The sequence below is a fragment of the Glaciecola sp. G7-5 genome (assembly GCF_055808975.1).
On the sequence record NZ_CM147892.1, the window covers coordinates 5,059,286 to 5,082,705 of the forward strand.

Here is a 23,420-nt window from a genome sequence, read left to right on the forward strand (position 1 = left end):
TCCTTAAGCCAGTTCAATGATATCGATATTGCGCGTCGTCGCGCCCTCAACGGCGTTCTTCTCAGCCTCAGTAGCTGGGCGAATCTGTCCACGTTCTTGCACAAACTGAATATTTGCATCGCTAGCGTCACTATTCACAAATTGTCTGAAGCGTTTACGAGAGGACTCATCTTGCAATGTGGTTTTCCATTCACATTGGTAAGTATTGACCACCTGTTGCATCTGCTTTTCTAGAGCGTCGTTAAGTCCTAATGCATCATCAATGACTACCGATTGCAAATAGGCTAGGCCGCCTTCCATGTTGTCCATCCATGTGGATGTGCGCTGCAAACGGTCCGCGGTTTTAACGTAAAAAGATAATATTCTATCGATATATTTTACTAACATTTCAGTACTAAGGTCGGTCGCAAACAAGTCACCATGGCGTGGTTTCATGCCACCATTACCACACACAAATAAATTCCATCCGTTTTCTGTTGCTATAACGCCAATATCTTTACTTTGCGCCTCGGCGCACTCACGAGTACAACCTGAAACCGCAAATTTTATTTTGTGTGGACCACGAAGACCCTTATATCTATTTTCAAGATCAATCGCCAAGGCCACTGAGTCTTGAACGCCATAACGACACCAAGTACTGCCAACACATGATTTGACTGTTCTAAGCGCTTTCGCGTAAGCGTGGCCTGTCTCAAAGCCGCCATCGATTAAGGCTTGCCAGATATCGGGAAGTTGCTCTACTCTTGCCCCAAATAAATCGATGCGTTGGCCTCCGGTTATCTTGGTATATAAAGAATAGGTCTTCGCCACTTGTCCAAGTAAAATGAGTTTATCAGGCGTTATCTCTCCCCCTGCAACTCTTGGAACAACAGAGTAAGTACCGTCTTTTTGCATATTACCAAGGTAGGTATCATTAGTGTCTTGTAGGGCGACATGCTGCTGTTTAAGGATAAATTCATTGTGTACTGAGGCGAGTATTGATCCTACTGCGGGCTTACAAATATCACATCCTAAGCCACTGCCATGCTCGCTAATTAAGGTATCAAAGTCTGTAATACCTGTGACTTCCACTATATTGAAAAGCTCTTGCCTTGAGTATGCAAAGTGCTCGCATATATCTTTTTTCACTTCAACGCCGCGTTTTTCAAGTTCACTGTCAACGACGTTTTTAAGTAAAGCGGCACAACCACCACAGCCACTGCTTGCATTGGTACAAGATTTCACATCCGCGACAGAGCACTGCCCGGCATCAATGGCATTAACAACATCCCCTTTAGACACGTTGTAGCATGAACATACCATGGCTGATAATGGTAAGGCATCGGCCCCTAAACTAGGTGCGCTGTCGGCCGTTGCTGGAAGGATTAAGCTTTCTGGGAATTCTGGGAGAGCTATTTTATTGAGGGCATACTGCAACAAGGTATCATATTGCGAGGTATCACCAATAAGGACTGCTCCTAGTAGCGTCTCGCCTTTAGCGTCAACGACTATTTTTTTGTATACGCCATCAGGCTGATTTTCATAAGTATAACTTTGTGCGCTTGGCGTACGGCCATGAGCGTCACCAATTGAGCCAACTTCTACACCCATCAATTTGAGTTTTGTACTCATGTCAGCGCCAGTAAAAGGCATGTCTTCGCTGTTTGGATTAGCAACAATGTGAGTAGCAGTGGTTCTTGCCATTGCATAACCAGGTGCGACTAAACCAAATATTTTTTGCTCCCATAACGCACATTCACCAATCGCATAAATATCGGCTTCAGAAGTTTGGCAATAATTATCAACAACAATTCCGCCTCGTTCGCCAACGGCAATATCAAAGTTTCGAGCCAATTGGTCACTAGGACGAATACCTGCGGAGAAAAGAATTAAATCGGTTTCTAGTTCAGTACCATCAGCAAAACACATTTTATATCGGCATTGATCTCCAGCTTCGATTGATTGGGTTGCCTTTTGAGTATGAACCTCTACGCCTAAGTCCATAATTTTTTGTTTTAGTAAGCGCCCGCCTCCTTCATCTACTTGCACCGCCATTAATTGCGGCGCAAATTCTACAACATGGGTAGTAAGGCCGGCTTCTTTTAAGGCATTTGCAGCTTCAAGGCCAAGTAGACCACCACCAACAACCACACCAACACGGCTACAAAGCGACGACGCTTTTATCGCGTGTAAGTCATCAATGGTGCGATAAACTAAACAATGTTCTTGGTCGTTTCCAGGAATAGGCGGGACAAAGGGGTAAGAACCTGTAGCAAGAATCAACTTATTGTATTCAAAAACACGGCCATCACTGGTCGTTACCGTTTTATTTAGTTTATCAATATTTTCAACCCACGCATTTAACGCAAAGCTAATGCCTTGGGCGTCGTAATTCTCTTGCGTGGTGAGGGCTAAATCGTCGGCACTTTTGCCTGTGAAAAATTCTGATAAATGCACGCGGTCATAGGCCAGTCTGGACTCTCCCGATAATACGGTAATGCTTATTTCACTGTCGAGTCCTCGCAAATGCTCAACAAAGTGATGACTCACCATGCCATTACCTATCACAAGTACATCGGCCTTGCTGTGTTTTAATCTATCAGTATCGTTCATGTCTATTACCTTTTTTACGCATAAAAAAACCCACACTGACCAGAGTCATGTGCGGGCGTCTTTGCCATTTCGTTGTTTTCACGCAACAAAAATATGAATTTGTAATTGCTTACTTTATGACGACTAGCGTGCAAAATGTAGTCGGCAACCAAGTGGCTTAGTATTTTATATACAAGATAAATGCCAATAATATTTAGCTCGTAAATTCAATAACTTAGAAAAATAGCGATTAATAGAAATAAAAAAAGTCGGGGTAAACTGCACTATAATAGAGCGCTATGCATAAAGATAATGCAACAAGCACTAGGGAAGTCCCACGCTAATAATAGTTTAAGCAATGAGTCATAAATTAAACAAAAAAGCTATCTAATCTCAGAATTCAGAGTAATAATGTGACTACTTACTTAAAAATTTATTGCGCGGTGTCTATTTCACATCCTTACTTGATTATGTAAAGATGGAGAAATACATTTTCAGGGAGATAAACTGTGTCGCAGAAAAATACAAGTAGTACTAAAGAAAATCCATCAACTGGACCGTTAGATGAGTTAGAACAACTGCGCAGTATTGTGTTTGGCTACGCAAAGGCTGAACTAGAAAACAAAATAAAAGAGATAGAGCACTCGCTTAGTTTACAAATAGTAGAACTAAGCAAAAGTACGGCAAGCCAGTTTGCAATGCTTAATGCAAGTATTGAGAAACAACATACTGCTCTGCTTACTAAGATAGAAAGTGTAGATGAACATAGCGAAACAAATAAAACGGCGATTGAACAAAACAATATCGCCTTGGCAAGCCAACTGGAAATGGCAGAAAACGCAAGCAAGGATGACTCTGATATTCTGCATAAGCGCATTGATAGCGAGATAAGTAAACTCGAAACGGCACTAAGTCATTCAATGAAAGACCTGCTTGACCAATTTGAACAAGTTACCAAGGAGCTTAGTTCTTCTAAAACTGACCGCAAAACCCTTGCCCAACTACTTGCCAATATGGCGAGCAATCTTGACGCTGATAGCTAGCGCGCCCTCAACAACATGGAAAACGAAGAATTCGAGGAAGCACCACCAAGGAAGGCCAATACTTTGGAGGATAAAAAACGACAAGCGCAACGAGACCTTGAATCATTACGTTCGATTATTAATTCAGACGCACTGGCAAAGCAAGAGAAAAAGCATAAAGAACACGCTCAAAAGTATGTCAGTGATGTTATAAGCGAAGCGCTCGAGGAAAGACAACAAAAAGACAATAGTGTTGTAAGGATCTTGGGCCCCTTAGTAGAACAATCGATAGAAAGTTCTGTAAGTCAGCAGCGCCAAAAGTTTGTTGATTATTTATATCCCCTTGTTGGCGACCTGGTAAGAAAATTTTCTACTGTTTTTTTGCGTGATTTTATCGAGAAAACCAACGAATTAATTGAAAAAAGCTTGTCCTTTAAGAGTCTTACTTGGCGCTACAAAGCTAAGCGAGCGGGCCTTACTTATTCTCGTTACGTAGCGTCACAAGTTTATGCTTATCAAGTACAACAAGTACTGCTTATACACAAGAGCACGGGAATACTCCTTAACTCCTCAAGCCTTAATCCTGAAGATGACGAAAATTCGGATCTTATTTCAGCGATGCTAAGTGCGATATCAGATTTTGTAAATGACTCATTTTCACAACACAAACAATTACGTGCCGGTCAGAGTACAAAAGATAGCAACAACAATAACGAAATTTATTCTTTGGATGAAATTAAAGTCGATGAGTTTACACTCTACATTAAACAGGGTCCTCAAGCCCTCATCGTAGGGGCCGTATTAGGCAACATTTCACCTGTAGCAAAAGACAAATTGCAGCGCACCTTAGAAGAGATTCATTCGCGCTATATGCATGCCCTACAAACATTTGAGGGTGATACAAGCGTGTTTGAATCAACCTCAACGGCCCTAGATGCTTGTTTAATATCTGAGGAAAAAGCAAATCATGTTGGAAACAAAAAATCTAAAAAGCCATGGCTCGCCACATTACTGTTCTTAGGAGTAATTGTCGCCATAGCCTACTACGGCATTATTTCTTGGCAAACCAATGCGTTGTTAAAAAGCGTCCAAGCTTTACCCCAGGACCAAGGCATTGTTATTAACCGCAGTGATATAGTCGGCGTAAAAGATGTTCAAATCATGGTTTTACGAGACCCTAATGCAATAAGTGTCGATGAGTGGCTACTTCCAGCTAAGCTAGACTCGCGTGAAAATTGGTTATCTATAAACGAAGTTCCTTTTATGTCTCTTTCGCAAACGGTAGTCAAACGCCGGGTGCAGGCCTTAATAGACAAGTTCGCACTCGCTAACACTGGGCCTTCAACTAAAATTACATATGCACAAAATAGCAACCTTATTAGCGGACAACTGACATCCGCACAACTACGCTTTTTGAGAACAAAACTCACAGAAGTCGACGGCATTGAACTACTTAGCCCAACAATAAACATCATTGAACAAGAGAGCGAGAGTGTAGCACTTTCTGAGCGCTTTATTAGCCAACGAGCGCTCGAATTATTAATTGCTGATATAAACCAGCAACAAATAGAATTCTCTAGTGGTAGCGCCGCAATAAGTGATGCTGAGTTAATGCACCTTATGGTGGTAGTCAAGAAGTATGAAGAATTAAAGACTTTCGCCCAAGACTTAGAACTTGTTCCTAGTTTGCTGATATTAGGTGCAAGTGACAATGTCGGAAGTAAAAAAGTAAATCAAGTCTTGAGTCTGCAGAGAGCCGAGAGTACCGCAAAAGCACTCGCTTCCTTAGGTTTAAAGCACAATGAAATTATGACATCAGGGATTGGTATTATTGAAGATGCTCCCCCAAATACCAATATTCGAAAAGCTATTATTTATGTAATACTGGCCAATAAACAACCACCAAAATAGTTAGGTAATAACTACATGTTGCAGAAAAAGATTTGCGTTTTAGGTGCCACAGGCGTTGGTAAAACAAGCTTGATAAAACAATTTGTTGAGGGCATTTTTTCTGATAAATATCACACTTCGATTGGGGTTAAAATCGATAAGAAAATAGTTCTCACCGAGCCCCCTACCCAACTTATGATTTGGGATTTAGAGGGAATGGATAAGTATTGTGAATTTAATCCACGCTACCTTCGAGGAGCATCAGGCATGATTATCGTTGCGGACCAAACCAGATTTACCTCATTGGCTGAATCCATTGAAATATTTAAACTTGCTAGGTGTGTTAGCGAAATACCGGCAATATTGGCAGTAAATAAGACGGATTTACCAGCATCAATGAACTGGAGTAATTCTATCCTTGCGAATCATGCCAGCGAGTTTGACGATATACATTACACCAGTGCTAAAACAGGTGAATCAGTAGAGGCTTTATTCTTAGCCTTAGGCAAAATGGTAAATTACTCATGAAGTTATCAGTATTAAGTTCATTAGGTATTGTAGATTGCGCGATTTTAAAACGAATTGATACAAGACACTTTACCCTAGAAGATTATGCAGGTGTGTGGTTTTTAACCTTATTCCCTGACAGTAAAGTAAAGGAAACTATTGAGCTAGATAACTCGATTATCTTTTTAGACGATTTCTTAATAGACGCAGAGTCCTTTTGGCAAACTCAACAAAACGGAACAATAATAAGTGGAATTTGGACTGAAGAGCTAGAGGGACATTGCCTATTTTTAGAGGCTTTTGCAAGCAACGTCGGAGAAGAACAATTTCTGATAATAAAGAACGCAGAGCAAACTTATTACGAGCGAAAAAATACCTTACAAATAGCCAGAGAACTTTCTTTGTCGAATAACCAAGTGGTCGAAAGACATGACTATTTAAGCCAACGATTACGCGCGATTTTACAAGATGGGACAGACAGCGATCAACGTTTGCCATTACACGAAGCTATTCGCTATGCTGGCATCGGTATTATTATAATCAACGACAGTGAGAAGGTTGTAGAAAGCAACCCTGCTGCTTTCGATATATTTGACCATATAGCTAAAACCAACCAAGAACAGTTACTAAACACTATCGAACAGTTAATTTCGCGACAATACCCCGAGAAAAAACTATTTAGCGGCACCAAAGCCTGGCAAGGTGAACTTTTTTGGCACATGCCGCCTTTGACCACTAAATGGTTAAATATTCATATTAATCCGGTTGTTTCATCAATGGGGACCGTTAATCATTGGATTATTAGTATTAGCGATCAGACCAGAATTAAACATCTTCTGCAAACCAATGAAGAGCTCGCATTACATGACCCTTTGACCGGGCTACCTAATCGTCAATACTTTTGGCAGCAACTTCAAAGCTGTATAGGACAAGATGATCCATTCTATTTAATAAGCATCGATGTGGTAAATTTTAAATATGCTAATGAGCTCTATGGCTATTTAGAAGGCGACGAACTGCTAAAACAAATAGCAAAGAGGCTTGCTCACGAGTTAGCAGATGAAGATTTTATCACCCGAATAGGCGCTGATGAATTTATGATCATTCGAAAATCAAATGGTGCTACCTTGAGTTTAGAGCAAAGAACATTTGAAACTGACACCAACCAATTTGTATCTGAATTGATTTCAACGGGTGCACAAACTTACTTCACAAGTGATGGACGTCCTTGTGACTTACCTATAAAAATAGGGCTGACTCAATATCCGCAAGACGCGACTAGAGCAGAGAATTTATTGAACAATGCTGACTTAGCATTGAGCTACGCTAAAACAACCGCAAATATCGCCGTCCAAGTTTATAATCAACAACTCAATGATGTATCAGCAAGGCGGCTCATGCTCGAAGAAGCATTAAAAAATGCAATTACTAATCAAGAGTTCGCGCTTTATCTGCAACCTATTTACAACGTACACACCAATCAAATAGTAAAAGCAGAAGCCCTAATAAGATGGCAAATGGGCCCCGAACAAATAATGCCTAGCGAGTTTATTCCGATTGCCGAATCTTCAGACATAATTAACGCTATAGGACGCTGGGTTTTTAGTCAAACCTGTGAAATCGTATCTTTTTTACAAGATAAAAACATTCACTTGCCTATTTGTATGAACTTTTCACCAAAACAAATTAACGATCTAAATTTGATAAGTTTCATTCGTAACAACATAGAACAACATAGAATCGATACCCGTTTACTCGAGTTAGAATTTACCGAGGGTGTATTGGTTAAAAATTATAAAAAGGTGAAGGCATTTTTACATGAAATTAAGCAACAAGGGATTTCAATATCGGTAGATGACTTTGGAACCGGCTACAGCTCTTTAGCTTACTTAAAGCACTTACCTATTGACGCTATAAAAATTGATAGGTCCTTTATGCAAGATGTGGAACATAACGAAGACGACAATGCCATTGTAAGTGCCATTATCGCACTAGCTAAAAAACTAAAACTAGGAATCATCGCTGAAGGGATAGAAAATACTGCACAAAAAGATTTTCTTATTGCTAACGAGTGTTCAATAGCACAAGGTTTTTTGTACGATCGTCCAATGCCTGTTGACGATTTTATAAAGTTAGTACTCGAGAAGGCAAAATTGGCGGGTGAGTCCTAACACCTGCCAACAAAAAAATCCCAGTACAAATTGTGTTGTGCACTGGGATTTGATTTATCTTGTTAGCTCAAAGGAAGCTTAACACTGAGCTATTGTTTACCTGAACTATTATTTAAGTATCTAAAGAAGTCACTATCAGGCTCAATTACAAGTACATCTTGCTTGCTATCAAAGCTACTACGGTAGGCATCCATACTACGTAAGAAAGCATAAAACTCAGGATTCTTATTGTAGGTTTGCGCATAAATGTTGGCAGCTTGTGCATCTCCTTCACCGCGAAGTTGACGTGCATTACGCTGCGCATCGGCCAGCATAACTTCTACACGTGCATCAATATTGGCTTTAATGATTTCACCTTGCTCTTTACCTTCAGAACGATATTCTCTGGCAGCTGCGGCACGCTCAGCACGCATACGATTAAATATCGAATTACTGATTTCTTCAGGTAAGTTAATTTTCTTTACCCTAACATCAATAATTTTGATACCTAACTGATTTGAGGTTTCAGCAGCTTGCGCCATTGCCGAGTCCATCAATTCGCTGCGTTCCCCTGACACGATTTGCTGAATAGTACGCGTACCAAATTCAGCGCGCAGACCGTTATTTACACGTTGCTTCAAAAGAGATTCTGCTTGTACCTTGTTGCCACCTGTTGACAAGAAGTAAGTCGCAAAATCTTCTATTTTCCATTTCACATAAGAATCAACAATTAAGTCTTCTTTATCGACTGTAACAAAGCGGTCAGCACGTTCATCTAGTGTGAGTATGCGGGCTTCTAGCACTTGCACTCGATCAAATATAGGAATCTTAAAATGTAGCCCAGGTTCGCGTACAGCGGTTTTTCCGTCAGCGTCTTGTTGCACCTTACCAAAGGTGATCACAATAGCGCGCGTACCTTCTTTCACTACAAATATTGAACTGAGCCCTAAGAGGCAAAGCAATACGACGACGATTATAGAAATATTTTTCATCACTTAGTTCCTCCCTTGGCGGCCACTACTGCGGCTGTTAATGATGGTTTCCGGAAGTTGATTTTGCGCATCTTCACCTTGATTACGCAAGTCTTCCAATGTGCTCATAGTACCTGTAGTACGAGCGCTACCTTGTCTTTCCATTATTTTATCCAAAGGTAAATACATCATGTTGCCACTGCCTTCGGTATCGATCATTACTTTCGTTACGTTGGAGTAGACACTCTCTAATGTTTCAAGATAAATACGTTGACGCGTTACCACTGGGGCTGCTTCGTATTGTGGTAATAACTCTTCAAAGCGCGCTACTTCACCTTGCGCTTCTAATATTGAACGCTCTTTGTAGGCTTGTGCTTCTTCGTTAAGACGGTTTACCGAGGCACGTGCGCGAGGTTCAATTTCACGAGCGTATGCTTCTGCTTCACGAATAAAGCGTTCTTCATCTTCTTGCGCCGCAATAGCGTCATCAAATGCTGCACGCACTTCAGTAGGAGGACGTGCATTGGTAAAGTTGACCTCTACAATCGATACCCCCATGTTATATGGTGTGATAATGCCTTCAAGTTCTTCAAGCACGCGCTGACGAGCCGCTTCTTTACCGTCGGTGAGCACATCATCCATGCGCGAATGACCAACAACATAACGAATCGCACTGTCAAAAGCCTGTGATAAACTCACTTGTGGATTTTGCACTGCAAACAGCCATTGCTGCGGATTCACTACCCGATACTGCACTTCCATTTCAACGGTCACAACGTTTTCGTCTTCTGTCAACATCGAGCCAGAAGAGCCAAGTGCGCGGATTTCTTGAATGTTAATAGGAGTGACTTCTTCAATGAAGCGCAGACGCCATTGTAAACCAGGGTCGGCGAGTTTATGGAACTCACCAAAACGCAATACCACACCGCGCTCTGCTTCTTTTACTGTATAAATGCCGCTAAGTGCATAAATGATCAAAGCGATAACCACAATCAGACCAACGCTTTTGCCACCAAGGTTTGGACCAGACGAGTTGCCACCGTCCCCACCATTGCCGCCTTTACCAAACTTACCGAATAAATTTTTCAGTACATCGTCGATATCTGGTGGACCTTGTTCTTTGCCACCGCGATTTTTCCAAGGGTCGTTTTTATTACCACCCGGCTCATTCCAAGCCATACATTCACTCCGAAGTTAAAATATTTACAAGACTTATACGCTATGTATACACGAATAGATTTGTAAAAAGTAAATTAAATAGTTACAAAATATTCTGAGTATTTCGATTAAAATTTGTTGTGTCTATCTTTCTAATGGGCCGTAGTTTAGCATTTAGCTAGCAACATGGTAATTGCTTATTACATTACATATTGGCTTAATCTATGTTCTACTTTTTTATCGAGTCTATGCCAATCTGTCGCAAGCATGCTGATGTCTACAATCCAGTCTCCTTCCTGCGAGTAGCTTTGCTCATTAATACAATTAAGCTCATAAAGCATCCCACGTATTTTACCATCACTAGCAGGAATGGCTAATTTATGGTGCACCATTTCTTTGCGTAGACATTCAGTGAGGGCAATTTTTAATAAATCAATCCCCTTACCTTGTTGTGCCGATACCCAAACACGAATAGGACGACCTTCGTCATCACGGTCTATTTTAGGAACTACGCCTTCCAAACGGTCTATTTTGTTGCAAATAATAAGTTGTGGTACTTCATCTGCATCAATTTCGCTTAGCACATCGTTAACTTGATCCATGTTTTCTAGGTATTGCTCATCGGCGTAATCTACAACATGAATCAACAAGGTCGCTTCTTGGGTTTCTTGTAAAGTAGCTTTAAAGGCAGCTACAAGGTCGTGCGGTAAATGCCGAATAAAACCAACGGTATCAGCAAGAATTGCCTGACCTACTTCTTGTAACTCTATTTTACGAAGCGTTGGATCAAGGGTAGCAAAGAGCTGGTCTGCTGCATACACTCCTGCATCTGTGATGGTGTTAAATAACGTTGATTTACCTGCGTTGGTGTAACCTACCAATGACAGTGTAGGAATTTCGGCTCGTTTACGTGAACGCCTGCCTTGTTCGCGCTGTTTTTGCACTTTTTCTAAACGCCGCTGAATGGCTTTTAAACGGCCTCGCAGCAAACGTCTATCGGTTTCAAGCTGGGTTTCACCAGGTCCACGAAGGCCTATGCCGCCTTTCTCTCTATCTAAGTGTGTCCATCCGCGAACTAAGCGCGTAGACAAATGTTTGAGCTGCGCCAGTTCTACCTGCAGTTTCCCTTCATGGGTGCGAGCGCGCTGGGCAAAAATATCCAATATAAGACCGGTACGATCAATCACTCTGCACATACAGAGTTTTTCAAGGTTACGTTCTTGAGAGGGGGATAAAATATGATTAAAAATAACTACATCGGCACCAAGGGCTGCTACCGTGTCGGCTATTTCTTGTGCTTTTCCGCTGCCTACAAAAAATTTAGCATGAGGAGCACTACGAGATGCCGTAACAATGCCGACGTTATTCACGCCAGCAGATGATACTAGCATCTGTAGTTCGTCTATATCTTCTTTGTTTTGCTCGTCTGAAAAGTCAACATGAACTAATACGGCCTGTTCACCGGCTTCGTAACGATCAAACAATAATTACTCCAATACTTGTTATTCAGGCGCGCCGTCTTCGGGATGATTAGTAGGCATGCTGATTGCGCGTGAAGGCACAACAGTTGAAATCGCATGCTTGTAAACCATTTGACTCACCGTGTTTTTCAATAAAACCACGAATTGGTCAAAAGACTCGACTTGCCCTTGTAGTTTAATACCATTTACTAGGTAAATTGCTACGGGAATCCGCTCTTTTCTGAGTGCGTTTAAAAATGGGTCTTGTAGTGACTGACCTTTCGCCATTAGTCATCCTTATTTTTTTATTATCTGATGGTTCAACATGACTGCATTTAAGTGTACATAAATGTTACTTAGGTTGCACTCACTTTTTGTACAAGTCTTTGAAGATTATTAGAATCTCCCGTTTGCAGCGGCGTAAGCTCTTGCCACGAACGTAACCAAGTAAGTTGCCTTTTGGCTAACTGTCGTGTGGCAATAATGCCTCGTTCACGCATTTCGCTTGCATTGTATTCACCACGTAAGAATTGCCAAACCTGCCTATAACCAACGCTGCGCATAGAGGGCATATCAGGGTGAAGTGTATAGCTTGCCAACAGGTTTTCGACCTCATTTACAAAACCATTAGCTAACATTTGGTCAAAACGCAGCTCTATTTGCTTATGCAGTATACTTCGCTGCGCTGGCATAATGCTAAATTGAGCAAATCGGAAAGGGAGTTTTTGTTTTTCTTTACTTTGCCAATAGCTTAATGACTTGCCAGAGACTAAATAGACTTCGAGTGCGCGAGTAAGGCGCTGGCCGTCACTTTCATTGATTCGTGAAGCGCTTTTTTCGTCGACTTTTTTAAGCTCAGCATGTACCGTTTTTAAATCCATTTGTGAAATCTTTTCTCGTAGGGCGCGATCTGCTGCAGGTAGTTGATTTAAGCCGTTTATCAAAGCATTAAAATACATCATCGTTCCACCCGCCAAAATGGGTTGTTTGCCCCGAGCAATAATGTCCTTTATCACTTTCTCAACATCAGAAATAAAATCAGCAACACTATACGCAAGTTCGGGGCTGATAATATCAATTAAATGATGTTTAATGCCTTCTTGCTCTTCAAGACTTGGCTTGGCAGTGCCTATATCCATATCGGTATACACTAAGGCTGAATCAACACTAACGACTTCTCCATTTAAGGCTTTTGCTGCCTCAATAGCCAAAGAGGTTTTACCTGAGGCAGTTGGCCCCATAATGCAGGGGATTATAGGGCTAGAGGTATCTACTGTGCTCGCTTGGCGCATGTATTAACTCAACTCGGCGGTTGGTTTTGAGTACGACTAAGCCACTGTAACAAGTCGACAGATTCAGCCTCACGAGCAAACAAGCGCGCCATCGCGTTTTGTGCTAACTCCTTCATCCAGCCATCAAGTATGTTAGGGCTAAGTTCAATGGTATTTAACCACGCTTTTGAAATCGCACTCGCTAAGGCCATGATACTCGGCATTTGTTTGCATAATTCATGCAAAGGCAATTGACCAAAAATACTCGCCCAAGGTAAATGCCTTAGTTCAGAAGGAACTTGTTTCAAAATGAGTTTTTGATGACTTGCCGCTATGACAAAAAACTGATCAGCGAAGCGCTCAAGTTGTTTTGTATTAATGTTGTTTTCGTTTGCGGTGGATATAGGCATCAATAGCGGTTGCGGCAAGGTCGTTTTTTCAAGCCGGGCGGCAATGACTTGTGTCAACAGTTTTTCGATAGCTAGCACTTGCAGTGTCGAGCCATTTGCAATGACGATGAAAGGGTCTACATATAAGTAGCTGTTGCAAGCAAAGGAGCTGACATTTTGTGTTTGCGGCCCAACATTAGTGCTTTGCTCAACGGCTTGCGACGAATCGCCATTATTTGCCTGCATACTCGCATAAAAATCGTGATTGGCCTTTATCTCGCCTCGTGTTGGTGCCTCACTGCGATAAGCACTTCTGCCTCCTGCACCAATAGATTGCCTAACATTCCCTCTCAGGTCGGCACGAACATCTCCTTCAGCGTCGCTTGCTCTATCAACAGCGCTTGTCGCTAAATTGGCGTCTACCAATGGTTGAATATAATTGTGACCGTGGGAGTGCAAATCATCTGCGACAAAACCGCTTGTGTTTGAGCTAATCGCGTCGTTTACCGCCTTGTATACAACATCGTGCACTTGCCTTGCTTGATGGAAACGCACTTCATGTTTCGCCGGATGCACATTTACGTCGATTTGTTCAGGAGCAACTTGTAAATATAAAACGAAGCTTGCAAAGGTGTTGGGCGGCAAGGTTTCTTCATAAACTTGACGAAGCGCATGGGCCAGCAACTTATCTTTCATCATGCGGCCATTAACAAAGGTATATTGCATATCACGAGTCGCCACGCCATAACCTAATTGACTGCACCAGCCACTAACACTTATTCCTTCAAAGGCATAGTCTACTGGCGTGGCGTTTTGTAGCATGTTTTTTCCGCATACCTGCTCAATACGTTTTGAGATATCTTGTACACGAGTATATCGGCAGTGTACTTTTTGATTGTGGCTAAGCACAAACTGCACATCTGGGCGCGCCAGTGCGATGCGCTTGACGATGTTCTCTATGTGTTGAAATTCAGTTTTACCGGTACGCAAAAACTTGCGCCGTGCTGGCGTATTAAAGAAAAGGTCAAGGACCTCAATAGACGTGCCATCTGGATGAGCAGCGGGTGTGACCTCCACTTCCATTTGCTGACCTTCTGCAACTGCTTGCCAAGCCTCTGACTGTGCCTTGGGTTTGGACGTAAGAGACAAACGGCTAACCGAGCTAATACTGGCAAGCGCTTCACCTCTAAATCCCATACTAGTGATATGTTCTAAATCGTCAATATTACTAATTTTGCTAGTCGCGTGGCGGCTTAGCGCAAGCGCAAGTTCTTCTTTTGCTATTCCTTTACCATTGTCACGTATGAGTATGCGTTTTTGGCCACCTTGCTCAATCTCGATAAGAATTTCACTCGCATCGGCATCAAGGCTATTTTCAATGAGTTCTTTTACAACCGAAGCTGGCCGTTCTACTACTTCTCCTGCCGCAATTTGGTTGGCAAGTTGCGGCGGCAGAATTTGGATTGGCCGATGAGGCTTATTTTGCTGTGAGACTGTATTTGGCATGTCTTATATTGTATTCCATTCACAAAAGAAAATCAGACACTATTTGGGAATATTAAGCACCTGCCCAATATACACTACATCAGAGCGCAGGCGATTATATTCTTTTAGCTGCCTCACCGTCACGCCGTAGCGCTGCGCTATCACAGACAATGATTCATCCCGTGCTATGGTATGTTTGATAGGCTCTTCATTTTTTCTTAAGGCCCAGGTTGTGCCATCCGGTGGTGTTTTTTTGAAGTAGCGCTTTATTGACGAAAACAATGAATCAGCTAGGCGCTGACGGTGCTTAGCCCAATTGAGGTTTTTTCCTCCTGAGGATTTGAGATAAAGCCTACTTCGACCAAAATGGACGGTGTTTCTGGCGCCGTAAGTACGGCTAAGCTTGCACTTTGCGGGACCTGTTTATGCATTTTGGTCACGCTTTGCATGTCTTTAATAATTTCGTGACTTAATTCATAGCTAAGTGCCCTAAATAAATCCATCGACATATTCAAAATAGTTTCGGCAAAGTAACGCTCGGTATCTCTATCTTCAATCACATCCGCGGCAGGTCCAAGCAGCTCCGAACTTCGTTCAGTTTGTTCTAATAATCGACCAAGTTCACTGTCTGCGCGTCCTTTTGAAAGAACCCAAACAGAGCCGCCTCTAGGTTGGGCGGTTGTAAATGCATCAGCGTGTATCGAAACCATCAAATCCGCTTTTTCACGCACGGCAATCTTAGGGCGATCGTTTGGCGATATGTAGTAGTCGCTTTCTCGCGTTAATACTGCGCGCAGGCCAGGCTCTGCATTAATTCGATTGGCCAGCATTTTAGAAATACTCAATGTAATATTTTTTTCATAAGTGCCCGCAGGACCTATAGAACCTGGATCCACTCCACCATGCCCCGCATCTACCACAATAATAATATCTTTGTCGCGCTTAGGTATATTGACATTAACAGTACCCGGTGCTTTAGGTTTAACCGTTGGGACGATAACAGCGGGTTCATCAGCAGGACTTGGGTCATGCATTTCAATCACAATTCGATGGCCCGAAGAAGAACTCCCGTTGTCAAAGGGTGCTAATGAAAAGGGTCGAGGTGTTAGCTTCTTGTTTGTCTCAATAACGATGCGACTGTCGTTAGGACTCTTTGGACTACTGTATCTAAGCTTAGTTACCTTTGAACTTGAAAAATTCACAGAGCCAAAATCAAAATCTTGGCGTACATCCATCAAGTCAACGACAATTCTGTTTGGCGAAGCCAAAGTAAAATAGGTAAATTTAGTTTCAGCATCTAACTCGATGACAACACGCGATAAATCGCGAGTTTCAGAGAATCTGACACTTTGAATCGTCGCTTGCTTAGCGTTTGCGTACTGAGAATTACTAACGAAAAATATAGTAATCGCCAATGTTAAGCACATAGAAAAAGTGTTATTAAAACCACGCACTAGTCTGCGTACTTTACTTCTGTTAGTCACTTCTCGATTTTCCTCAACGCCTCAATACACAAAATACCAAATGGTGATAGACCTTCAAAACCGAGCATACGACCCTCTTGATGATAGCTAATATCGATAATTAAATCAGGCTCGGGTAATAAACCTTGTCCGCGTTCTGGCCACTCAATTAAACAAGCACTGGTGTTTGAGAAATAATCTCGTATCCCCATAAACTCCAGCTCTTCAGGGTCGGCTACGCGGTATAAGTCAAAATGATAAAGCGTGTTTTTACCAATTTCATAGGGCTCAACTAAGGTATACGTTGGGCTCTTTACATTACCGCTATACCCAAGGCTATGCAGCAAAAAGCGGCTAAACGTGGTTTTGCCAGCGCCCAATTCACCGCGTAAAAAGGTACATGAACCTGTAAAACCTGATTGAAGAAACACCTCTCCCAACCCACTCGCGGCGGCTTGTGTATCGGCCTCACTATTACAATACTTACTTATTTTCATCTTTATTCATTTATTAGCAGTCTCACGGTATCAAATAAATCACTCGCCAAAAGACCACGTTGACCAAATTTTTGCGCTACTATATCACCTGCTTTCGCATGAATCGAGACACCGTATTGACACGCCATGTCGGTACTAAGCCCTTGCGACAATAGAGACCCCAAAATACCTGCCAATACATCCCCCATTCCCGCTGTCGCCATGCCAGGATTGCCATGTCGACAAACCCACGAATGACTTTGATTATCGACAATACTGCCAGCGCCTTTGAGCACGCAAGTTGCATCGTAGCGCTGAGAACACTGCCTTGCATAATTAAAGCGATTCGCCTCAATTTCTTCGATAGACACGTTTAACAAGCGCGCGGCCTCACCGACATGGGGCGTTATTACACAATCTGTTAACGTCACAAAGCTCGTATTTACGGCATTTAAATTTAAGGCGTCAGCATCAATAACGATGGGTTTTGGGTTGTGTTGACAATAGTCCATCACCTCATCGAAGGTACTTTTGCTCCACTCGTCTTGTCCTAAACCCGGGCCGATAACAATGCACGTAGCCCATTTTAAGGCTTCACTAAGACCCTTGCTAAACACCATAAGTTCAGGCCGACCGCCACAAATTTGTAAAATAGAGCTTTCGTGAGCGTACACTTTTACTAAGCCAGTACCCGTGCGAAGTGCAGCCTCAGAGCTTAAACGAATCGCCCCCGACATGCCTTGGTTGCCACCAATGCAAAGCAAGCGACCGTACGTGCCTTTATGGCTATGTACCTCTCGTTTAGCTAAGCCTTTAAAGTGCTTCAAATCAAGGGCGCTAGCATCGCTCCTCGCAATATCAGAGAACTCCTTACCAATGCCAAGGTCTTCAAATACTAAAATACCGCATGCCTGCTTACCGGCACCCGTGGTCAAACCCAGTTTGATGCCAATGAAGGTCACCGTTGCGGTAGCTTGAATACTTTCCCCTAAGGAAGCGCCAGTATTGGCATCAAGTCCACTTGGGACATCGATACTAACAACAGGTTTGTCACTTTGGTTAATAATTGAGATAACTTCGGCAAACTCATTTCTAATGAAGCCATTGATCCCCGTGCCTAAAAGGCCGTCAATAATCAAATCGGCTTTGTCCACCAAAGATTGACTAAACTCTTCAACTTCACCACCGGCATCTAGCCAATTTTGCTGGGCGCGTGCAACGTCCCCTTCGACTGCCCGGCTAGGTTCGACCGCGCACAAAGTAACATTTTTGCCGGCATTGTATGCGGTAAGTGCTGCGACATAGCCATCACCGGCATTGTGCCCTATACCAACCACGACTAAGTAATTTTCAACATTGGGAAATAAGGTGACCGATTGCTGATATACACAAGCACCAGCGCGCTGCATTAAACTAAACAAGTCAATGCCCACCGATTCAGCAGCGGCCTTTTCATGCATTCTTATTTGATCAGCACGATATAATTTCTGTGTTAGACTTATTGCAAGTTTTTTTGTAACATAGATGCATGTCCTCGATAGATTCAACTAAAACAACTACTAGCACACAAAACCTAGCAATCGATTACGTGGTATTAGCTAACCATATCAAGGCTTGGGGCAAGGCGCTAGGCTTTCAGCAAGTTGGCGTGTCTGATATTGACCTTAGTCAACACAAAGCGGTATTACAAAGATACTTGGAAAATCAATTCCATGGCAACATGGATTACCTAGAACGCAACGTAGACAAGCGCTTAGCCCCTGAAAAACTCCATCCAAACACCTGTCGCATAATAAGCGTGAGAATGGATTATTTACCTCCTGACGCGCAGTTTGCTAACAACCTAAAAAATGATAAACAGGCCTACATTAGCCGATATGCCCTTGGTAGGGACTACCACAAAGTAATGCGCGCAAGACTTAAACAATTGGGCGAAAAAATAAAGCAACATTGCGAGCAACTAGATTACCGCCCATTTGTAGACTCCGCGCCGGTACTCGAACACGCCATAGCAGAGAAAGCCGGCTTAGGCTGGACCGGAAAGCATACACTAACGCTTAACGAAGAAGCTGGGTCGTGGTTCTTCCTAGGTGAACTATTCGTTAATATTCCTCTGCCCCTTGACCAAAAGGTAGAAGAAAAGTGTGCTAGCTGCACCGCCTGTATTAGTATTTGCCCAACCCAAGCGATACTCGCCCCATACCAATTGGACGCGCGACGTTGTATTTCTTATTTAACGATAGAGCACAAAGGCAGCATTCCTCTTGAGTATCGAAAAGCCATGGGTAACCGTATATACGGTTGTGATGATTGCCAATTAGTTTGCCCATGGAATCGATATGCAGAAGTAACGCAAGAGAAGGATTTTTTCGCTAAAGCCTTTTTACAGGGAGCGACACTAGTAAGTTTGTTTACTCTCACCGAAAGTGAATTTCTTGAAAAAACCCAAGGCTCACCTATTCGCCGCATAGGCTATGAGAGCTGGCAACGAAACCTTTCTATTGCGATGGGCAACGCAAGTTTTGATAAGAAAATAGTGGCATGCCTCGAAGACGCGCAAAATAAAACGAGTTCTGTCGTTCTTAAAGAACACTTTCAATGGGCATTAGCTGAGCAACTTGCCAACCAAAAAGACAGCACCGCGGCGATGAGTACGCGCCAACACGCACGCCTGATACGCATTATAGAGAAGGGTTTGCCCCGCGACGCCTAATGCAAGCCCAAACTGAAGGACTTACATTAATAAGCAATGATAGTGAAATTCCAAAGTATAGTGTTAACTTGTGAATTCTATTCACCTTTATTAACACTACTCATAGTACTTGTCTAAAACTTCTGTTTCTTTGGTTTTTTCGCTTTCGGTGCTTTAAGTTTTATATCAGGCAAAGCATGTTTGGACGATAAGCCCTTCACTTCGATGACCGGAATAACTTGCTGAATCAAATTTTGGATGTCTTGAAGTTGTTTAATGTCCTCAAGCGTGACAAAAGACACCGCTTGGCCTACGGAGCCGGCGCGTCCTGTGCGACCGATTCTATGTACGTAGTCTTCAGCTACGTTGGGTAAATCGTAGTTAACAACATTTGGCAGTTGCTGAATATCAATACCACGTGCCGCGATATCTGTCGCAACCAAGACTCTGAGTTCGCCATTTTTAAACGAGGCAAGTGCTTTAGTGCGCGCACCTTGGCTTTTATTGCCATGAATAGCAGCAGCAGAAATATCTCGACTACACAATTGTTTCGTTAGTCTATTGGCGCCATGTTTGGTGCGCGTAAATACGAGCGCTTGTTGCCAACCATTGGCGTCAATTAAATGTGTTAAAAGCTTACTTTTATTCGCTTTTTCTAAAAATACGATTGAATGCTCAACACTAGGTGCCGCCGCATTATTGGGCGTCACTGAAATTTCGACAGGGTCATTCACTAGACGGCTTGCTAGTGATCTAATATCATCTGAAAAAGTTGCCGAAAACAATAAGTTTTGGCGCTTCTGAGGAAGCAGTTTTAAGATACGTTTGATGTCATGTATAAAACCCATATCGAGCATGCGGTCAGCTTCATCTAACACTAATACCGACACATCACTAAACTTGACAGCATTTTGCTGAAATAAATCAAGCAACCTTCCAGGTGTGGCAACCAAAATATCGCAGCCTCGGCGTAGGCTTTTCATTTGTGGGTTAATCGATACGCCACCAAACACAACCGCAGATTTTATCGGTGTATTGACTTTGTATTCCTCTATATTGGCGGCTACTTGGGCAGCAAGTTCGCGTGTTGGTGTCAGTACCAACGCTTTTATGTGATTCGCGCGTGCCGGTTTATAGTTTGTTGAAAATCGTTGAATTAAAGGTAAGGTAAATGCGGCGGTTTTACCCGTACCAGTTTGTGCTGCTGCCATTACATCTTTACCAGAAAGAACAGCGGGAATTGCTTGTTCTTGTATTGGCGTGGGAGTTGTATATCCCTTGTCTGTAACAGCCTGAACTAACTCATTTGAAAGCCCTAAAGCGGAAAAACTCATGTATGTTTGCTTATATAGTGAAATATTTAGGCGACGGAGTATAGCATATACCGAGCCAAGCAAGTATTTATGTCAACTTTAATTCAATAATTTATGGCGCTAATGTAATTCGCTTACTAAGCTTGATTTAAGCCCTATAAATAAAGAGCCTAAAGTCGAAATTTAGCTAAAAATTTAAGGGCCTTGGCCGATACCCTCAAGATAGCGGTAAATACGCATTCACTAGGCTATCAAACAACTGTATTTCCGCCACGTTCATCAACTTCAATTTTCAGAAAGGCGCTACCTTAAATGCTGAAAAGTGCTATTAACAATGATAATCCGAATGTTATCGCGAACTTTTTTATAAAAACACGTGACTCATCGTTTTTATCGATCGTCAATATCACCAGCATTATTTACATCATTGTCCTTGGGCTTACCTTTAAAGATTCTTATCATGTTATTGAAACATGGGTGGTGATAACTCAAGCAATTGGCGTGAGTATCATTGTTGCCAATTTATTTTTGTTATACAAAACACAAAACTCCTCACTTAGTGCAGGGATTTTATTGTTCTGTATGCTTGCTATTCATATGGTAAATATTACCTTTGCCGGCGGTATTGATACACCACATTTTGCGTGGATATTTATCTTCCCTATATTAGCAGGCGGGACTATGGGGTGGCGTGGCCAATTGTTTTTCTATTTTCTTTGTTTTGCTGGCACGGTTTACTATTCAGTTTATCCTGTCGATGCCCCCATGGTGTATCAAGACAGCATGAATTATACCTTGTTTACCCGCCTTATGGCATTAACCGTATTTACTCTCATCATGATGATTTATTATTTTACCTTGAATGAGAAAATCAGCCATGTCAGCAAAGCTCTCGACTTAGCCTCATTTGAAAGTAATCTTTTTCTTGGTGTTTTTAATTCTAAAGCGCAAAGCGTATTATTGGTCAATGCAGAGGGTCGAATTATACGCGCCAATGACAAAGCCCACGCGACATTTGGTTTTGCCAAAAACAGCTTATTAAATACCCCTATTGACCAATTGTGCCACTCGGGTTTAGAAATTCTCAATATGCCTACTCAGCATGCGATGGATGGCGAAAGGTCCTTACTTGAAACCAAGATTACCACCAACGCCGGAAATTCTTTGTGGGTCGAATATACTGCGTTAAACATTGCCGATGAAAACGGCAAGGTACATATTTTAATCACTCTTGAAGATATCACTTCGCGCAAAAATCACGAGTCGGAACTGTCGTACTTAGCCCACTATGACCACCTCACTAAACTGCCTAACCGCTTATCCATTTTAGAACAGTTAGAAGACATGATCACAAACGCTAAACGCTACGATTTCGAGTTCGCAGTGATTTTCTTCGACTTAGACAAATTTAAAAATGTAAATGACGTACAAGGACATTCTGCCGGCGATATCGTGCTAGTGGAAGTGGCCAATAGATTACAGGAAAATATCCGCAGAAGTGATGTAGTTTCCCGTTTTGGCGGCGATGAGTTTGTCTTACTGCTGAACAATATCCAAAGCCCAAATCAAGTCGTTGATTTGGTTCGAAAACTGCAATCCACTATTTCAGACCTAATAAGCCACGAAAACCAAGAGTACTTCGTTGGCTCTAGTGCCGGTATTTCCTTATATCCACAAGACGGACAAGAAGCAAGTGACCTTATCCGCAAAGCAGATTTAGCGATGTACAAAGCTAAATCGTTGGGCCGCGGCGGTTTTGAATTCTATTCGGTGCAACACGACGACAATATGAAACGGCAGATAAAGTTGGGAAGTGAACTCAACTACGCCATTGAACGCGAAGAGTTGACCTTACTGTTTCAGCCTCTTTACGATATTGACGATAGGATTTGTGGTGCTGAGGCTTTAGTTAGATGGAAACATGATGAACTAGGCCGCGTATCACCTGATGAATTCATTCCCATCAGCGAAGAAAATGGCCTTATCGTGCCAATTGGATTGTGGGTGCTTGAAGAATCATGCAAGGTCCTTAAGAAATGGCACACAATGGGCTTTGAGCATTTGGTCATGTCGGTCAACGTGTCCTACAGGCAAATAAACAGTGACGATATGGTCGCTAATTTAGCGCGCGTATTGTCTAGATATGAGCTAAATGGTAAGTCGATAATATTAGAACTAACTGAACGAGTCTTTGCCGATGACTTGGATTTGGTGCAAAGTAATATTCGTCAATTTGCACAATACGGTGTACAAACAGCGATAGATGATTTTGGCGTTGGTTATTCAAGCTTAAGCTACTTAACGAAAACCGATTTTAGCTCTATAAAGATTGACCGAAGTTTTATTAAGGATATTGAATTCAATAGTGCGTCACGCAACTTATGTGCAGCGATCACTTCTATGGCAGCAAGCTTAGGCTTGTCAGTGACCGCAGAAGGAGTAGAAACGCAGGCGCATTTAGACATATTAAAAGCCATGAAGGTGAATAAATATCAAGGTTATTTTATGTCAAGACCTATAGACGAAAATGCTTTCGCGAAATTGCTCCAAAAAGCCCAAGAAGTCGTTTAAAAAACTAAAGCGTATTTGCAAAATATTAAAA

18 protein-coding genes are annotated in these 23,420 nt (G+C 42.2%); 6 read left to right on the forward strand and 12 right to left on the reverse strand.

The window, feature by feature from the left end:
• Positions 1–3: 3 nt before the first annotated feature.
• A complete protein-coding gene (gene nirB, locus AC0L6H_RS22225; RefSeq protein WP_473391637.1) occupies positions 4–2,592 on the reverse strand; it encodes a nitrite reductase large subunit NirB in 2,589 nt (862 codons plus the stop codon).
• A gap of 488 nt (positions 2,593–3,080) precedes the next feature.
• Here nirB and AC0L6H_RS22230 point away from each other — a divergent pair, with 488 nt between their 5' ends.
• From AC0L6H_RS22230 to AC0L6H_RS22245, 4 genes are read left to right on the forward strand one after another with little or no spacing between them, the layout of a single operon-like run.
• On the forward strand, positions 3,081–3,614 hold the full coding sequence (locus tag AC0L6H_RS22230) for a hypothetical protein (protein WP_473391639.1): 534 nt from the start codon (positions 3,081–3,083) through the stop codon (positions 3,612–3,614).
• A 15-nt stretch (positions 3,615–3,629) separates the two neighbouring features.
• Positions 3,630–5,504, forward strand: coding sequence for an OmpA family protein (locus AC0L6H_RS22235; RefSeq protein ID WP_473391640.1), 1,875 nt, complete (start codon positions 3,630–3,632; stop codon positions 5,502–5,504).
• 15 nt (positions 5,505–5,519) lie between these two features.
• The gene (locus AC0L6H_RS22240; RefSeq protein WP_473391642.1) at positions 5,520–6,011 is read left to right on the forward strand and encodes a Rab family GTPase; all 492 of its coding nucleotides are present in this window, start codon (positions 5,520–5,522) and stop codon (positions 6,009–6,011) included.
• A complete protein-coding gene (locus AC0L6H_RS22245) occupies positions 6,008–8,161 on the forward strand; it encodes a putative bifunctional diguanylate cyclase/phosphodiesterase (RefSeq protein WP_473391644.1) in 2,154 nt (717 codons plus the stop codon). The genes AC0L6H_RS22240 and AC0L6H_RS22245 overlap by 4 nt, the downstream gene beginning before the upstream one ends.
• Positions 8,162–8,250: 89 nt before the next feature.
• Here the strand turns inward: AC0L6H_RS22245 and hflC are convergent, their stop codons facing one another.
• The 10 genes from hflC to AC0L6H_RS22295 all read right to left on the reverse strand — a co-directional run bounded on the left by hflC (position 8,251) and on the right by AC0L6H_RS22295 (position 18,273).
• Positions 8,251–9,132: a protease modulator HflC gene (hflC, locus tag AC0L6H_RS22250; RefSeq protein WP_473391645.1), complete on the reverse strand. Its 882-nt coding sequence runs from the start codon at positions 9,130–9,132 to the stop codon at positions 8,251–8,253.
• Positions 9,133–9,135: 3 nt separating this feature from the next.
• Positions 9,136–10,290, reverse strand: a complete 1,155-nt coding sequence (hflK, locus tag AC0L6H_RS22255; protein WP_473391647.1) for an FtsH protease activity modulator HflK — start codon at positions 10,288–10,290, stop codon at positions 9,136–9,138.
• Positions 10,291–10,469: 179 nt separating this feature from the next.
• On the reverse strand, positions 10,470–11,753 hold the full coding sequence (hflX, locus tag AC0L6H_RS22260) for a ribosome rescue GTPase HflX (protein WP_473391649.1): 1,284 nt from the start codon (positions 11,751–11,753) through the stop codon (positions 10,470–10,472).
• Between the two features lie 18 nt (positions 11,754–11,771).
• Positions 11,772–12,017, reverse strand: a complete 246-nt coding sequence (hfq, locus tag AC0L6H_RS22265; RefSeq protein WP_473391651.1) for an RNA chaperone Hfq — start codon at positions 12,015–12,017, stop codon at positions 11,772–11,774.
• A gap of 68 nt (positions 12,018–12,085) precedes the next feature.
• Positions 12,086–13,021 (reverse strand): tRNA (adenosine(37)-N6)-dimethylallyltransferase MiaA, encoded by a 936-nt coding sequence (gene miaA / locus AC0L6H_RS22270; RefSeq protein WP_473391652.1) that lies wholly within the window; start codon positions 13,019–13,021, stop codon positions 12,086–12,088.
• Between the two features lie 8 nt (positions 13,022–13,029).
• Positions 13,030–14,895, reverse strand: coding sequence for a DNA mismatch repair endonuclease MutL (mutL, locus tag AC0L6H_RS22275; RefSeq protein ID WP_473391654.1), 1,866 nt, complete (start codon positions 14,893–14,895; stop codon positions 13,030–13,032).
• A gap of 39 nt (positions 14,896–14,934) precedes the next feature.
• Positions 14,935–15,156 (reverse strand): LysM peptidoglycan-binding domain-containing protein, encoded by a 222-nt coding sequence (locus AC0L6H_RS22280; protein WP_473391655.1) that lies wholly within the window; start codon positions 15,154–15,156, stop codon positions 14,935–14,937.
• Between the two features lie 8 nt (positions 15,157–15,164).
• Positions 15,165–16,358, reverse strand: a complete 1,194-nt coding sequence (locus AC0L6H_RS22285) for an N-acetylmuramoyl-L-alanine amidase (protein ID WP_473391656.1) — start codon at positions 16,356–16,358, stop codon at positions 15,165–15,167.
• A complete protein-coding gene (tsaE, locus tag AC0L6H_RS22290) occupies positions 16,355–16,834 on the reverse strand; it encodes a tRNA (adenosine(37)-N6)-threonylcarbamoyltransferase complex ATPase subunit type 1 TsaE (protein ID WP_473391658.1) in 480 nt (159 codons plus the stop codon). Before tsaE ends, AC0L6H_RS22285 begins: the two co-directional genes overlap by 4 nt.
• A 2-nt stretch (positions 16,835–16,836) precedes the next feature.
• Entirely contained in the window at positions 16,837–18,273 is a 1,437-nt protein-coding gene (locus tag AC0L6H_RS22295; RefSeq protein ID WP_473391659.1) for an NAD(P)H-hydrate dehydratase, read from the reverse strand.
• 68 nt (positions 18,274–18,341) lie between these two features.
• Between AC0L6H_RS22295 and queG the strand changes: the two genes are divergently transcribed.
• On the forward strand, positions 18,342–19,526 hold the full coding sequence (queG, locus tag AC0L6H_RS22300; RefSeq protein ID WP_473391660.1) for a tRNA epoxyqueuosine(34) reductase QueG: 1,185 nt from the start codon (positions 18,342–18,344) through the stop codon (positions 19,524–19,526).
• 113 nt (positions 19,527–19,639) lie between these two features.
• Here the strand turns inward: queG and AC0L6H_RS22305 are convergent, their stop codons facing one another.
• Complete coding sequence (locus AC0L6H_RS22305) at positions 19,640–20,839, reverse strand: DEAD/DEAH box helicase (protein ID WP_473391662.1); 1,200 nt, start codon at positions 20,837–20,839, stop codon at positions 19,640–19,642.
• Between the two features lie 291 nt (positions 20,840–21,130).
• Between AC0L6H_RS22305 and AC0L6H_RS22310 the strand changes: the two genes are divergently transcribed.
• Positions 21,131–23,389 carry a putative bifunctional diguanylate cyclase/phosphodiesterase gene (locus tag AC0L6H_RS22310; RefSeq protein WP_473391663.1) on the forward strand — a complete coding sequence of 753 codons (2,259 nt, stop codon included), beginning with the start codon at positions 21,131–21,133 and terminating at the stop codon, positions 23,387–23,389.
• The last annotated feature ends 31 nt before the right edge of the window (positions 23,390–23,420 follow it).

Excerpts from the sequence above, each read along its gene's own strand:
- hflC (WP_473391645.1), bottom strand. The coding sequence starts at position 9,132 with ATGAAAAATATTTCTATAATCGTCGTCGTATTGCTTTGCCTCTTAGGG.
- mutL (WP_473391654.1), bottom strand. The coding sequence starts at position 14,895 with ATGCCAAATACAGTCTCACAGCAAAATAAGCCTCATCGGCCAATCCAA.
- AC0L6H_RS22245 (WP_473391644.1), top strand. The coding sequence starts at position 6,008 with ATGAAGTTATCAGTATTAAGTTCATTAGGTATTGTAGATTGCGCGATT.
- miaA (WP_473391652.1), bottom strand. The coding sequence starts at position 13,021 with ATGCGCCAAGCGAGCACAGTAGATACCTCTAGCCCTATAATCCCCTGC.
- tsaE (WP_473391658.1), bottom strand. The coding sequence starts at position 16,834 with ATGAAAATAAGTAAGTATTGTAATAGTGAGGCCGATACACAAGCCGCC.
- hflK (WP_473391647.1), bottom strand. The coding sequence starts at position 10,290 with ATGGCTTGGAATGAGCCGGGTGGTAATAAAAACGACCCTTGGAAAAAT.
- AC0L6H_RS22240 (WP_473391642.1), top strand. The coding sequence starts at position 5,520 with ATGTTGCAGAAAAAGATTTGCGTTTTAGGTGCCACAGGCGTTGGTAAA.
- AC0L6H_RS22295 (WP_473391659.1), bottom strand. The coding sequence starts at position 18,273 with ATGCATGAAAAGGCCGCTGCTGAATCGGTGGGCATTGACTTGTTTAGT.
- nirB (WP_473391637.1), bottom strand. The coding sequence starts at position 2,592 with ATGAACGATACTGATAGATTAAAACACAGCAAGGCCGATGTACTTGTG.
- AC0L6H_RS22310 (WP_473391663.1), top strand. The coding sequence starts at position 21,131 with ATGCTGAAAAGTGCTATTAACAATGATAATCCGAATGTTATCGCGAAC.
- hfq (WP_473391651.1), bottom strand. The coding sequence starts at position 12,017 with ATGGCGAAAGGTCAGTCACTACAAGACCCATTTTTAAACGCACTCAGA.
- AC0L6H_RS22305 (WP_473391662.1), bottom strand. The coding sequence starts at position 20,839 with ATGAGTTTTTCCGCTTTAGGGCTTTCAAATGAGTTAGTTCAGGCTGTT.
- AC0L6H_RS22235 (WP_473391640.1), top strand. The coding sequence starts at position 3,630 with ATGGAAAACGAAGAATTCGAGGAAGCACCACCAAGGAAGGCCAATACT.
- queG (WP_473391660.1), top strand. The coding sequence starts at position 18,342 with ATGTCCTCGATAGATTCAACTAAAACAACTACTAGCACACAAAACCTA.